This is a genomic window from Actinokineospora spheciospongiae, assembly GCF_003182415.1.
Taxonomy (GTDB): Bacteria; Actinomycetota; Actinomycetes; order Mycobacteriales; family Pseudonocardiaceae; genus Actinokineospora; species Actinokineospora spheciospongiae.
In genome coordinates, this window is record NZ_QHCP01000015.1 from 1 (window position 1) to 13,656 (window position 13,656).

At 72.5% G+C, this 13,656-nt stretch carries 11 protein-coding genes and 1 rRNA gene; 7 read left to right on the forward strand and 5 right to left on the reverse strand.

The genetic code is table 11. The features are described 5' to 3' along the window. The 5 genes from rrf to DFQ13_RS28975 form a co-directional block, all read left to right on the forward strand. Positions 1 to 93: ribosomal RNA gene (rrf, locus tag DFQ13_RS28955) — 5S ribosomal RNA — on the forward strand; the annotation flags it as partial. A 108-nt stretch (positions 94 to 201) separates the two neighbouring features. Next, positions 202 to 1,044, forward strand: a complete 843-nt coding sequence (locus tag DFQ13_RS28960) for a GNAT family N-acetyltransferase (RefSeq protein ID WP_110082068.1) — start codon at positions 202 to 204, stop codon at positions 1,042 to 1,044. Positions 1,045 to 1,047: 3 nt separating this feature from the next. Next, the gene (locus tag DFQ13_RS28965) at positions 1,048 to 1,788 is read left to right on the forward strand and encodes a type 1 glutamine amidotransferase (protein ID WP_110082069.1); all 741 of its coding nucleotides are present in this window, start codon (positions 1,048 to 1,050) and stop codon (positions 1,786 to 1,788) included. Positions 1,789 to 1,803: 15 nt separating this feature from the next. Then, positions 1,804 to 4,812, forward strand: a complete 3,009-nt coding sequence (locus DFQ13_RS28970) for a bifunctional [glutamine synthetase] adenylyltransferase/[glutamine synthetase]-adenylyl-L-tyrosine phosphorylase (RefSeq protein ID WP_110082070.1) — start codon at positions 1,804 to 1,806, stop codon at positions 4,810 to 4,812. Positions 4,813 to 4,878: 66 nt separating this feature from the next. Continuing rightward, positions 4,879 to 5,301: an acyl-CoA thioesterase gene (locus DFQ13_RS28975; RefSeq protein WP_035280109.1), complete on the forward strand. Its 423-nt coding sequence runs from the start codon at positions 4,879 to 4,881 to the stop codon at positions 5,299 to 5,301. Between the two features lie 442 nt (positions 5,302 to 5,743). Here the strand turns inward: DFQ13_RS28975 and DFQ13_RS28980 are convergent, their stop codons facing one another. Together DFQ13_RS28980 and glnA are read right to left on the reverse strand one after the other, a co-directional pair. Continuing rightward, positions 5,744 to 6,796, reverse strand: coding sequence for a P-loop NTPase family protein (locus DFQ13_RS28980; protein WP_110082071.1), 1,053 nt, complete (start codon positions 6,794 to 6,796; stop codon positions 5,744 to 5,746). A gap of 266 nt (positions 6,797 to 7,062) precedes the next feature. After that, positions 7,063 to 8,490 (reverse strand): type I glutamate--ammonia ligase, encoded by a 1,428-nt coding sequence (glnA, locus tag DFQ13_RS28985; protein WP_035280106.1) that lies wholly within the window; start codon positions 8,488 to 8,490, stop codon positions 7,063 to 7,065. A 227-nt stretch (positions 8,491 to 8,717) separates the two neighbouring features. Here glnA and DFQ13_RS28990 point away from each other — a divergent pair, with 227 nt between their 5' ends. Beyond that, positions 8,718 to 9,197 carry an RDD family protein gene (locus DFQ13_RS28990; protein ID WP_035280105.1) on the forward strand — a complete coding sequence of 160 codons (480 nt, stop codon included), beginning with the start codon at positions 8,718 to 8,720 and terminating at the stop codon, positions 9,195 to 9,197. A gap of 32 nt (positions 9,198 to 9,229) precedes the next feature. On the opposite strand, the gene DFQ13_RS28995 is transcribed toward DFQ13_RS28990, so the two are convergent. From DFQ13_RS28995 to DFQ13_RS29005, 3 genes are read right to left on the reverse strand one after another with little or no spacing between them, the layout of a single operon-like run. Further along, positions 9,230 to 10,006 (reverse strand): GNAT family N-acetyltransferase, encoded by a 777-nt coding sequence (locus DFQ13_RS28995; protein ID WP_110082072.1) that lies wholly within the window; start codon positions 10,004 to 10,006, stop codon positions 9,230 to 9,232. A gap of 28 nt (positions 10,007 to 10,034) precedes the next feature. Continuing rightward, a complete protein-coding gene (locus DFQ13_RS29000) occupies positions 10,035 to 10,631 on the reverse strand; it encodes a Uma2 family endonuclease (protein ID WP_035280102.1) in 597 nt (198 codons plus the stop codon). A 52-nt stretch (positions 10,632 to 10,683) separates the two neighbouring features. Beyond that, entirely contained in the window at positions 10,684 to 11,415 is a 732-nt protein-coding gene (locus DFQ13_RS29005) for a DUF4191 domain-containing protein (protein ID WP_035280100.1), read from the reverse strand. A 61-nt stretch (positions 11,416 to 11,476) separates the two neighbouring features. On the opposite strand from DFQ13_RS29005, the gene DFQ13_RS29010 reads away from it, so the two are divergent. Next, positions 11,477 to 13,555, forward strand: coding sequence for an ATP-dependent DNA helicase UvrD2 (locus DFQ13_RS29010; RefSeq protein WP_110082073.1), 2,079 nt, complete (start codon positions 11,477 to 11,479; stop codon positions 13,553 to 13,555). Positions 13,556 to 13,656: the final 101 nt, after the last annotated feature.

Below are 13,656 nucleotides of genomic sequence, written 5' to 3' on the forward strand. Positions count from 1 at the left end.
ACGCCCGGTCCCATCCCGAACCCGGAAGCTAAGCCTGCCAGCGCCGATGGTACTGCACTCGTGAGGGTGTGGGAGAGTAGGACGCCGCCGGACTAAAATTACGCCCTGGGGCTTGAGAACACTCGTTCTCAAGCCCCAGGGCATTTTTGCGTTCCAGGGAATTCAGTGCACCCGCCGCGCCGCTGCGCGGATGATGGGGTGATGAGCGTCGTCCGACATGCCGATCCGACCGCGTTCCAGGCCGCCGTGGGCAGGCTGCTCGTCGACGACCCGGTCCGGCACACCGGGGTCCTCGGTCAACTCGCCTTCCACCCGCGCCACGATTCGATCCTCCTCACCGCCCACCACGGGAACGACCTCCTGGGCGCTCTGGTCCTGATGCCCCCCGGCGTCGCTCTCACCTCCGCCCTCCCGCTGCCCGCACACGACCAGGTGATCGACTACCTGATCCGGCACGACATCCACCCCTCGTCCGCGCACGGCCCCCGGGACGTGACCGACCCCTTCGTCGAGCGGTGGTGCCATCGCACGGGTGCGATCGTGACCACTGCGATTCCCGAAAGGCTGTTCCGGCTCGCCGAGCTCATCCCCCCGCGCGTCGCCGGGAATTCCCGGGTGGCGACCAGCACCGACGTGCCCTTGGTGACCCGGTGGAACTCCGACTTCCTCACCGAGGTCGGCTTCCCGGGCTCGCCGAACCCGCGCGGCAGTGCGGCGTTCGTGCGCGCGGCGCTGGCAGCAGGCCGGGCCCACCACCTCTGGGTCGTCGACGACCGCCCGGTGTCGTTCGCCCTGGTGTCCCCGCCCGTGGTGGGCATGTCGCGGATCGGGCCGGTCTACACACCACCCGACCTGCGCGGACACGGCTACGCCTCCGCTGCGACCGCCGCCGCGGCCCGGTGGGCGCGCGGCCGGGGCGCCCGGGACGTCCTGCTGTTCGCCGACGTGGACAACCGGGTGGCGAACTCGATCTACACCGCGCTCGGGTTCGTCCCGGTGCACGACTCGGTCGAGACGGGACTCGCTCAGCCGAATACGCTGTGAGGGGTGACCACCACGCGCATCCTCGTCATCCAGCTCGCCGACCTGGATTCGCCCGGGCGGCTGGCCGAGTGGCTGGTCGACTCCGGCGCCGAGGTCGAGCTGGTGCGGCTGGACCGGACCGGCGAACTCCCCGAACCACGGGACTTCGCCGCCGTGGTCTGCCTCGGTGGGCCGATGAACGCCAACGACCTCGACGGGCACCCGTGGCTGCGGACCCTCCGGGCGTTCTTCGGCACCTGCGTCACCCGGCGGGTTCCGCTGCTGGCGATCTGCCTCGGCGCGCAGGTGCTCGCGACCGCGCTCGGCGGTGAGGTCGAACCGGGGCACGAGGGGCCGGAGGTCGGCCGGGAACTGGTGGCCAAGCGGGACCTCGGGTGGGCCGACCCGCTGTTCGCCGACCTGCCGCTGATGCCGGACGTGGTCCAGTTCCACCACGACGTGATCACCCGGCTGCCCGCGGGCGCCGAACTGCTCGCCTCCGCGACCCGCTACCCGAACCAGGCGTTCCGGGTCGGGCCGGTCGGGTACGGCATCCAGTTCCACATCGAGACCACGCCGGAGCTGTTCGAGACCTGGCTGCGGACGGACCCCGCCGGAGCCGAGTTCGCGCGGGCGGTCGACCGCACCCCCGAGGGGATCGCCGAGCTGCACGCCGACGTCGAGCAGACCTGGCGGCCGTTCGTCGAGCGGTTCGTCGAGCTGGCCAGGGGCGAGCTGTCCCCGGTCGCGAAGAACCTGCTGTAGACCGGGGACGAGCACATGCCCGACCGCTCCCGCCCGATCTCCTCCGCGGCCCGCTTCGGCCTGACCGAACCCCGAGCCGAGGCCGAGCTGCGCGCCGCGGGCCTGTGGGACGACCACGGCCCGGTGCCCGAGCACGAACTGGTCCTCACCGCCCTCTCCCGCAGCCCCGACCCGGACCTGGCGCTGCGCGGCCTGGCCCGCGTCCGCGAGGCCGACCCCGGCACCTGGCCCGAACTCCGCGCGGAGTTGGGCACCAACCGGCGGCTGCGCGGCAGGCTGGCCGCGGTCCTCGGCGGGTCCAGCACGCTCGCCGACCTCCTCGCCGCCCGCCCCGCCGAGTGGCGGCGGCTCGACGGCGCCGGAACCCCCGCCGACCGGTACACCGCCGCCCTCCTCGCCGAGGTCGGCGCCACCGGGGACAGCCCCCAGGGGCCGGTCGCGGCCAAGCGCGGACCGGAGGCGGTGAAGGCGCTCAAGTTCGCCTACCGCGGCCTGCTGCTGGAGCTGGCCGCCGACGACCTCGGTCACCTGGTGGAACCCGAACTGCCCGAGTTCACCTACGAGGAGGTCGCGAGCAGGCTCAGCGACCTGGCCGAGGCGGCGCTGCGGGCCGCGCTCGCGGTGGCGTGGGCGGAGAACGGCGGCGCCACCGCCCAGGAGCGGGCCCGGCTGACCGTGATCGCCATGGGCAAGTGCGGCGGGCACGAGCTCAACTACGTCAGCGACGTCGACGTGATCTTCACCGGGGAGGACGACCTGGGCCTGGCCACCCGGGTCGCCAGCGCCATGATGCGGGTGGCGACCGAGGCGTGCTTCGACGTCGACGCGAACCTGCGCCCCGAGGGCCGCAACGGCGCCCTGGTCCGCACCCTCGACGGGCACCTGGCCTACTACAAGCGGTGGGCGCGCACCTGGGAGTTCCAGGCGCTGCTCAAGGCCAGGGACATCGCGGGCGACGCCGAGCTGGGCCGCGGGTACACCGACGCGGTGGCGCCGCTGGTGTGGACGGCGGCCGACCGGGACAACTTCGTCGTCGACGTGCAGGCCATGCGCCGCCGCGTCGAGGACCACGTGCCCTCGGAACTGCTGGAACGCGAGCTGAAACTGGGCCGGGGCGGCCTGCGCGACATCGAGTTCGCCGTGCAGCTACTGCAACTGGTGCACGGCCGCACCGACGAAACCCTCCGCCGGGCCGCCACCGTGGACGCGCTGGCCGCGCTCGCCGCGGGCGGGTACGTCGGCCGCACGGACGCCCTGGAACTCGCCGAGTCCTACCGGTTCCTGCGCACCCTCGAACACCGGCTCCAGCTCCAGCGGCTGCGCCGCACCCACCTGTTCCCCGCCGACGACGCCACCGACGACCTGCGCTGGCTGGCCCGCGCCACCGGCATCGGCCCCGACGGCGGCCGCTCCGAGGCGCAGGTCCTGCTGGCCGAGTTCCGCAGGCGCGCCAACCGAATCCGGCGCCTGCACGAGAAGCTGTTCTACCGGCCGCTGCTCGAAGCCGTGTCCCGGGTGCCCACCGACCAGCTTCGGCTGACCGCGAAGGCGGCCGAGGCCCGGCTGGCCGCACTGGGCTACTCCTCCCCGCAGGGCGCGCTGCAGCACATCCAGGCCCTGACCTCGGGGGTGAGCAGGCGGGCGGCGATCCAGACCGCGCTGCTGCCGGTGCTGCTCGACCTGCTCGGCGCCACCCCCGACCCCGACGGCGGCCTGCTCGCCTACCGCAAGGTGTCCGAGGCGCTGGCGGCCACACCCTGGTACCTGCGGGTGCTGCGCGACGAAGGGGCGGTGGTCGAGCGGCTGGCGGTGCTGCTGGGCACCTCGAAACTCGTCCCGGACCTGGTGGTGCGCGCCCCCGAGGTGCTGCGGCTGCTGGCCGACCCGAAGGAACTGACCCTGCGCGACCCGGCCGAGGTGGCCGCGTCGCTGCGCAACGCCGTGCGCAGGCACGGGTACCTGGGCAACGCGGTCACCGCGGCCCGGTCGCTGCGGCGGCACGAACTGCTGCGGGTGGCGTGCGCGGACCTCCTGGGGTTCATGGACGTGCTGGCGGTGTGCTCGGCGCTGTCGAGCGTGTGGTGCGCGGTGCTGGAGGCGTCGCTCGCCGCGGTCGACCGGTCGGAGGCGGCGTCGGCGGGCGGGCACCTGGCGCGGATCGCGGTCATCGGCATGGGCCGCCTCGGCGGCTCCGAACTGGGGTACGGGTCCGACGCGGACGTGATGTTCGTGTGCGAGGCCGCCGACGGGGTGTCGGACTCCGACGCGCTCAAGTACGCCGGGCGGGTCGCCACGGCGGTGCGGCGGCTGCTCGGCTCACCCAGCCAGGACCCGCCGCTGCAGGTGGACGTCGACCTGCGGCCGGAGGGCAGGCAGGGACCGATCGTGCGGACGCTGGAGTCCTACCGCGCCTACTACCGGCAGTGGAGCGAGGTCTGGGAGTCCCAAGCGCTGCTGCGGGCCCGACCGGTCGCGGGCGACGACGACCTGGGCAGGCGGTTCGTCGAAATGATCGACCCCATCCGCTACCCGGAGGGCGGACTGGCGGACAAGGACGTGCGCGAGATCCGGCGGATCAAGGCCCGGGTCGACACCGAGCGCCTGCCGCGCGGAGCGGACCCGACCACGCACACCAAGCTCGGCCGCGGCGGACTGGCCGACGTGGAGTGGACGCTGCAACTGCTGCAACTGCGGCACGGGCACGAGCACCCGGCACTGCGCACCACCTCCACCATGGACGGTCTGGCGGCGGCGGTCGACGCCGGGCTGATCACCGCCCAGGAATCCGCCGAGCTGACCCAGTCCTGGCTGCTGGCCACCCGGGTGCGCAACGCGATCACCCTGGTCCGGGGCAAGCCGTCCGACCAACTCCCCACGCAGGGCCGGGAACTGGCCGGGGTGGTCACCGCACTGGGACCGGACACCCCGGGCGGCATGTCCGACCCCGGCGAGTTCCTCGACTTCTACCGCCGCACCACGCGCCGCGCGCACGCGGTGGTCGAGCACGTCTTCTACGACGACTGACCCGGCTTCTATGACGACTGACACGAGCGGACCGGTTCTGTCGGTGCCGCGGCCTAGGCTCGGGGCATGAGTGAGCCGTGGAGCTGCCGGGTCGCCGTCCGCAGCTACGAACTGGACGCGCTGGGGCACGTCAACCAGGCGGTGTACCACCAGTACGCCGAGATCGCCCGCATCGAGGGCTTCACCGCGGCCGGGTGCTCCTGGGACACGCTGATCGCGTCCGGGACCGCGCCGGTGCTGCTGGGGTCCACCATCGCCTACCGCCGCGAGCTGCGGGCCGGGGACGCGGTGGACATCACCTGCGAGATCAAGTTCGGTTCCGGCAAGACCTTCAACGTGGACTCGGTGATGACCAAGCCCGACGGCACGGTCTCGGCCGAGGTCTCGTGCGTCATCGGGGTGATGGACCTGACCGCGCGCAAGCTGGTGGCCGACCCGCGGGCCGTGATGGAGGCCCACGGGTTCGACCTGTCCGTGCTGAACGGCTAGCCCCCCGTCAAGGCCGGGCCCTCCTCTGTGGATGCCTGTCTTGAGTTGTCCACAGGCCTCCCGCGCCGGGCCCGGTTTTGTCCGACCCCGCGGCTAAGCTTGAGCAGAAGGAAGACGCGCGGGGGCGGGCGGCGCCCATCCCAGGAAGACGTGCCGGTCGGCTGTGGTACCGGTCGCCCTGATCCGTGGCACCGGCCGGTTGTGGTGGGAAGAGACGGCCCGTGGTTGTTCCACGACGGCTGTTCCACGACGCCGGGGCTGCCCTCGCGCTGGCCTTCCGCACCGGGCCACCGGTGTCGAGGTGCCCCGACTCCAGGGTCACCCCCGGCCTTCACGGTCACCCCCGGCGCGGGTTCCGGCCGGACCAGGTCCGGGGGGCGGATGGTCCGGGGGGCGATGGTCAGCACCGGCACCCGCGGCCGTGGGGTCGAGGTGGCCTGCCTCAGACCGGGATCGGTGTCGTGACCCGGCGCAGCAGTTCACCGGCGATGGTGGGGGAGCGCAGGTCCGAGGGGCCGTAGACGGGGACGTCCACGTGCGCCTGGGTCTCGCGCACGCCCAGCGGTGACTGGGTGAGCAGACCGCTGACGGCGAGGACCTGGTGGCCGTCGCCCTGCAGGCGGTGCACGCCGAAGATCGCGCCCGCGGAGTCCGCCGCCGCGTACAGGACGCCGTCGGTCAGGGCGCGGGTGGCCGGGTGGTCGAGGAGTTGGGCGGTTTCGGGCTGGAGCACGCCGTCGGCGATCTCCAGGACGGCGGCGTCGACGCCCGCGGCGGTCAGGTGTCCGTGCAGGGCCTCGGTGCCCGCGACGATGCGCTCGAGCGGCACCCGGAACGTGGTGGCCATGCCCATGTCGGTGAAGTCCAGTGCGAGGGCGGCCCCGGCGTCGCGGAACAGCCACGGGTCGCCGCCCGCCGCGGTGCCGGTCACCTTCGCCGCGCCGACGCGCAGGCCCGCGCGGGTCAGGCCGTGCACCAGGGAGGCCGCGGTGGTGGTCTTGCCGGAGTTCATCGAGGTGCCGACGACGACGAAGGTGGGCACCCGGCGGTCGGGCGGGGGTGGGGCGGGCAGGGCGGAGTCGGCCACGTTGAGCGGGCGGCCGGTGGGGCCCGCGAGCAGGCTGAGGGGGCGGACGGTCGTCGGGGCGGACACGGCGGCGTTGCCGCTGCGCACCTTGCCCAGGATGCCGCCCGCCGCGACCAGGTCGCACGGGCCCAGGTCGTCGGGCAGTTCCGCCTCGAAGTGGTCCGGGGCGTAGCGGGCGGCGTAGGCCACCAGCACCCGGTCGCCGACGAACAGGCGGGCCTTGCGGCCGTCGGCCAGTTCCAGCACCTCGTGGTAGCCGACCGAGGTGACCTCGGCGAGCACCACGTCGCCGTGGGTGGGGCGGTGCTCGGCGGGGTGCGGCGGCGTGAGCGCGTCGGCGTCCAGCAGGCGCACGGCGTAGGCCTTCTTGAGGCGGTCGACTCGTACCGGGTCCAGGGCAGCGGACATGGGTGTTCCCTCGGGTGGGGCCGGAGTGGTCACCGCGCGAGAGCCGCGCGGCTGCGGGGAGCGTATGGGCTGGATCACCCCCGGGGGAATGATCGTTCCGCGTAAAACCTGCGTAATGGCGACTGCACGGAGGGTGAACGCCGGTGGTCCGGGTGGGGGTACCGGCGCTCGGTGAACCGGGTGGTGGACGTGCTGGTGGCGCAAAAAAACCGGCGCCTGCCGGGGGAGGTCCCCAGGCAGGCGCCGGTCGGTGACGAGAGGTCAGGTCACACGTCGTAGTACAGGCCGAACTCGTACGGGTGCGGGCGCAGGCGCAGCGGGTCGATCTCGTGCTCGCGCTTGATGTTGATCCACGTCTCGATCACGTCGGGGGTGAACACGCCGCCGGCGAGCAGGTAGTCGTGGTCCTCCTCGAGGCGGTCGAGCACCTCGTTGAGCGAGGCGGGGACCTGCGCGACCTCCTTGGCCTCCTCGGGCGGCAGCTCGTAGAGGTCCTTGTCGATCGGCGTCGGCGGCTCGATCTTGTTCTTCACGCCGTCCAGGCCCGCCATCACGATCGCGGCGAAGGCCAGGTACGGGTTGCCCGAGGAGTCGGGGCAGCGGAACTCGACGCGCTTGGCCTTGGCGTTGTTGCCGGTGATCGGGATGCGCACGCAGGCGGAGCGGTTGCGCTGGGAGTAGACCAGCGACACCGGGGCCTCGTAGCCGGGCACCAGGCGGTGGTAGGAGTTCACCGTCGGGTTGGTGAACGCCAGCAGCGACGGGGCGTGCTTGAGCAGGCCGCCGATGTAGTGGCGCGCGGTGTCCGACAGCCCGGCGTAGCCCGACTCGTCGTGGAACAGCGGCGTGCCGTCCTTCCACAGCGAGGAGTGCACGTGCATGCCGGAGCCGTTGTCGCCGAAGAGCGGCTTGGGCATGAAGGTGACCGTCTTGTCGGCCGCCCAGGCGGTGTTCTTGATCGCGTACTTGAACAGCTGCAGGTCGTCCGCGGCGTGCAGCAGGGTGTTGAACCGGTAGTTGATCTCGGTCTGGCCACCGGTGCCGACCTCGTGGTGCGCGCGCTCGACGGTGAAGCCGAGGCCCTGCATGTTCAGCACCATCTGGTCGCGCAGGTCGGCGAAGTGGTCGACCGGCGGGACCGGGAAGTAGCCGCCCTTGAAGCGGGTCTTGTAGCCCTTGTTGCGGCCGTTCTCGTCGGCGGCACCGGTGTTCCACCAGCCCTCGACGGAGTCGACCTCGTGGAACGAGCCGTTCTCGGAGTAGTCGAAGCGCACCGAGTCGAAGATGTAGAACTCCGCCTCGGGGCCGAAGTACGCGGTGTCGGCGATGCCGGACTCGGCGATGTACTGCTCGGCCTTGCGGGCGATGTTGCGCGGGTCGCGGGAGTAGGCCTCGCGGGTGAACGGGTCGTGCACGAACCAGTTCAGGATCAGCGTCTTCTCGATCCGGAACGGGTCGATCCGCGCGGTGTAGGGGTCGGGCAGCAGCAGCATGTCCGACTCGTGGATCGACTGGAAGCCGCGCACGGAGGAGCCGTCGAACGCGAGGCCCTCGGTGAAGGCGTCCTCGTCGAACGCCTCGGCGGGCAGGGTGAAGTGCTGCATGACGCCCGGCAGGTCGCAGAACCGGACATCGACGAACTTCACGCCCTCATCGGCAATGAAGCGCAAGACCTCGTCGGAAGACTTGAACACGCTTGTTGGCTCCTTACGTCTGCTCCGCCGGCCGCGACCGGCCCACCGCGCTCAACGGACGGCAATTGATCACGGCTGTCCGCTCTGCGTGATGAAACTAGGAGGGCGGTGTTGCCCGACCATCACCCTCGTGTTTCGCGCGGGTTAACGGCACCGTCCGGCGCCCGTGGACGACCGGAATCATGCCAGGCCCGGCCACGTCCGGCAGCGCGTCCTACGCTGGAGGGGTGAGCAGATGGACCGGAAGTTGGCTGCCCGGCTCGGACACCGGAACCCCCGACGGGGACCCCCAGCGCTGGCCGGGTGAGCGGCTGGGCCTGCCGGAGAGCGGCCCCGGCTCGGCGGCGGCCAACGGCATCCGCTTCGCCGCCCTGCTGATCGACCTGGTCCTCGCCTCCCTGACCACCTCGGTCTTCGTCCCGTTCGACGTGGGCGACCCGGCGGTCATGCGCACCCACAACCTGTGGTCGGGGGCGGTGTGGTTCCTGATCACGGTCGCCGGGGTGGCCCTGGCCGGGTTCACCCCCGGCAAGGCGCTGCTCGGCCTGCGCGTGGTCCGCCTCGACGGGACGGCGCTGGTCGGGCCGCTGCGCGCGATCCCGCGCACGGTGCTGGTGGGGTTGATCCTGCCGGGCGCGATCACCGACAAGGACGGGCGCGGGTTGCAGGACAAGCTGGCGGGGACCTCGGTGCTGCGCACCCGCTAGGCCACACCGGTGCCGCGGGTCGCTCCCCGCGCCTACAGCGCGGGTTCCTCGGCGAGGTGCACGGCCGTGGCGACCGGTCGGAAGCCCACCTTCCGGTAGACGCGGTCGGCGTCGGCGCTGCCCGGGGTCAGCCAGGCCAGCGTGGCACCCGCGAGGGCCACGACCCGGTCCACCGCGTACGCGGTGACCAGGCCGCCGAACCCCTGGCGCCGGTACTCCTCGACCGTGGCGACCCCCACGACCTCGGTGACGCCGTCGGCCACCGGGGTCCACGAGGCGACCGCCACCGGTTCCCCGTCCATCCGGGCCAGCACCATGCCCCCGTCGGGGGGCTCCGGGGGCGGACCCGTGGGCAGGTCGGCCCCGCCCATGCCGAACGCCCGGTGGGCCAGCACGGACCCGAGCACGTGGTCGTGCTCGGTCGTGACCAGTTCCACGGTCACCCCCGGCGCGGGTTCCGGCCGGACCAGGTCCGGGGGTTCGATGGTCAGCACCGGCACCCGCAGCGTGACGCCCAGCCCGGCGCCCTCCAGGGCGTCGACCGCTCCCGGGGTGGCCTCGTCGATCAGCTCGAACCGCAGCGTGCCCTCGGGGAAGGCCGCCCGCAGCGCGTCCAACCCGGCGTCCACCTCGGCCGGGTCCTGCACCGGCTCCCCGGGCCGGGCGGCGACGGTGTAGTTGAGGTAGTCGGGTCCGCTGGGCGCCAGCAGCCCGGTGAACGGCCCGGCGGGCACGAGCGTCCGGGTCCGGCTCAACCCGGACAACTGGGCCGCGGCGATCCGCACGGCGAGCTTGACGGCGTCGGTCACCCACCGACCGTATAGCCAGTGGAAACGATCAGCCGAGCGAATCGAGGTCGATCGTGACCGGGAACGGCACGTCGGTGCGGAACACGCCCGTGGCCTCCTGGTCGTCGACGTAGCCGAACTCCTCGGTGCGGCGGCAGACCAGCAGCGAGACCGGGTCGTCGAGGTCGAGAATCCAGTAGTGGGGTATCCCGGCGTCCGCGTACTCCGCGCGCTTGACCTTGTGGTCCGTCCGGCGGGAGCCGGGGGAGACGATCTCCACGACCAGCAGCACCTCGGCCGCCGGGAACATCCTGCCCTCGTCCTCGACCCGGTCCGCCGTGGCGCGTTCGTAGACGACCAGGTCCGGGCGGCGGCTGTTGCCCGGCTCGCCCGGAGCGGTGAGGGCGAGGTCCACGTCCAGTTCCTGGGTCACTTCCAGGTGCTCGGGGAGCTGGTTCTCCAGGTGCATGAACAACTTCCCGGACGCTCGCATGTGCGGGCGCCCGGCACTGGGTGACATCAACAAACGGCCCTCTTGCAGTTCGGTGTAGCCGCTCTCGGTCTCGCCGAGGGCGGCGTACTCCTCGATGGTCAACAGGTGCGTGGGCGCGCTCGACTCGTGTTGATGCTGCGGCATCGCGGTCATGGCTTCCTCCTCGCTGTGTCGACCACCCTGGCAGAGGGCTACGACAAATGGCCTAACGCCTGCGCATGGTGCGCTGCACGCTGCGCATCTTGGCGCCCGCGGGCATCGGGCCCTTGGGCAGCGCCGCGCCCTTGGTGGCCAGGGCGGCGAGGCGCTTCTCGATGGTGTCCATCTGGGCGGGGCGGAGGTTGTTGGGCAGCTTCATCAGGTGCCGCTGCAGCTTGGCCAGCGGGACCTGGTTCTCCTCGTTGCCCACGATCACGTCGTAGATCGGGGTGCTCTCGCCGATGATGCGGGCGACGCGCTTCTTCTCCTGGGCGAGCAGGGTCTTGACCCGGTGCGGGGCGCCCTCGGCGACGAGCACCACGCCCGGTCGGCCCAGCACCCGGTGCACGGCGTCGAGCTGGGTGGTGCCCGCGACGGTGGGGGTGACCTTCCACCGGCCGCGCAGGTTCTCCAGGGCCCAGGCCGCCGCGCCGGGCTGGCCGTCGGCCTTGCCGTAGACGTTGCGCTGCACCCGGCGGCCGAAGATGATCACCGCCGCGAGCAGGCCGAAGGCGATGCCCACCGGCAGCAGGAACCACTCGATGCCGATCAGCAGCCCGATCAGGAAGACCACGCCGGTGACGACCACCAGGGCGCCGACCATCCAGGGGATCAGCGCCTTGTCTTCCTTGCGCTGCATGTTGAACGCCTGGAAGATCTGCCCGCGCTTGGCCTTGGACGCCGCCTTGCGCGCCGCTTTGGCTTCCTTCGCGGCCGCCTTGTCCTGCTTATCCGCCATGACCCCGAGGATACGGGGCGGGGTGCCGCGTCCACGAGGCGCGCTCTGTCAGGATGCACGCATGGCTGGCGAACACCGACCCACGGACCTGCTGGCCGGTCTCGACCCGGACCAGCTCGCCGCGGTGCGGGCCCCGCGCGGCCCGGTGTGCGTGCTCGCGGGGGCGGGGACCGGCAAGACCAGGACCATCGTCAGCCGGATCGCCGCCCTGGTCCGCGCGGGCCACGTCACCGCAGGTCAGGTCCTCGCGGTCACCTTCACCACGCGCGCGGCGGGGGAGATGCGGACCCGGCTGCGGGCGATGGACGTGCACGGCGCGCAGGCCCGCACCTTCCACGCCGCGGCGTGGAAGCAACTGCGCTACTTCTGGCCCAGGGTCGTCGGCGACGCGCCGTGGGACCTGCTCGACGGCAAGCTGCGGCTGGTGGGCCAGGCCGCGCACCGGGCGGGCACCGGCACCGAGCGCGAGGCGCTGCGCGACCTGGCGGGCGAGATCGAGTGGGCCAAGGCGTCGCTGATCGGCCCGGAGGACTACCCGGCCGCCGCCGCCCGCGCCCGCCGCGACCCGCCCGCCGCCCCCGAGCTGGTGGCGAAGGTCTACGCGGGCTACGAGGCGCTGAAGAACAACGCGCGGGTGCTCGACTTCGACGACCTGCTGCTGCACACCGCCGCCGCGCTGGAGGAGCACTCGGCGGTGGCCGAGGAGTTCCGCGACCGCTACCGCTGCTTCGTCGTCGACGAGTACCAGGACGTCACCCCGCTGCAGCAGCGCGTGCTCGACGCCTGGCTCGGGGAGCGCGACGACCTGACCGTGGTCGGCGACGCGAACCAGACCATCTACTCCTTCGCCGGTGCCTCGCCGCGGCCGCTGCTGGACTTCACCCGCCGCTTCCCCGAGGCGACCGTGGTGCGGCTGGAGCGCGACTACCGGTCGACGCCGGAGGTGGTGTCGCTGGCGAACCGGGTGATCGGCGCCGCCCGCGACCGCCCGGCGGGCTCCCGGCTGCGGCTGATCGGGCAGCGCCCGCCCGGCCCGAACCCGCGCTTCGCCGAGTACGACGACGAGCCCGCCGAGGCCGCCGCGGTCGCCGCCCGCATCCGCGAGCTGGTCGACGGCGGGGTCGCGCTCAGCGAGGTCGCCGTCCTGTTCCGGGTCAACGCCCAGTCCGAGGTGTACGAGCAGGCGCTGACCGAGCTCGACATCCCGTACCTGGTGCGCGGCGGCGAGCGGTTCTTCGCCAGGCAGGAGGTGCGCCAGGCGATGGCGGCCCTCCGCACCGCCGCCGGGTCCGATCCCGGGGGGGAGCTGCCCGCGCTGGTCCGCGCGCTGCTGGTGCCGCTCGGCCTGACCGAGGAACCGCCGCCCGGCGGCAGGCAGCGGGAGCGGTGGGAGTCGCTGCTGGCCCTGGTCGAGCTGGCCGAGGAACTGGTCGCCACCGAACCGGGCGCTGACCTGCGCCGCTACGCCGCCGAGCTGGAGCAGCGCGCGCAGTCGCAGCACCCGCCGACGGTGGAGGGCGTCACGCTGGCGTCGCTGCACGCGGCCAAGGGCCTGGAGTGGGACGCGGTGTTCCTGGTCGGCCTGGTCGAGGGCACCATGCCGATCCAGCACGCCGACGGCGACGACGCCGCGATCGAGGAGGAGCGCAGGCTGCTCTACGTCGGGGTCACGCGCGCGCGGGTGCACCTGTCGCTGACGTGGGCGCTGGCGCGCGCCGAGGGCGGCAAGCGCTACCGGCGGCGCAGCCGCTTCCTCTACGGGGTCATCCCGGACAACGACCCGGCGTCCCGACCGGCCGCGTCCCGGCAGCGCGAGCAGCGGGTGGTCGAGCGGCCGAGGTTCTGCCGGGTGTGCGGCGACCAGCTCCACGGCGTCATGCCCACCAAGCTGGGCCGCTGCTCGGACTGCCCAGCCGACCTCGACGAGGGCCTGCTCGATCGGCTGCGCGAATGGCGGATGGAGCGGTCGAAGGCGCTGCGCGTGCCCGCCTACGTCATCTTCACCGATGCCACGCTGCTGGCCATCGCCGAACAGCGCCCGGCGGACCGGGCCGCGCTCGTGGCGATCTCCGGCATCGGCGCCTCGAAGCTGGACAAATTCGGCTCCGAGGTGTTGTCGCTGGTCACCGGCGCGAACTGAGTCGGCGTCAGGCGTCTCCGAGGTAGTGTGACGCGCGTCACTCGAAGTTCCGGAAAATCAGTTGCACGGCTTCCCGCGGGCCCAATAACCTGCTCTGGCGG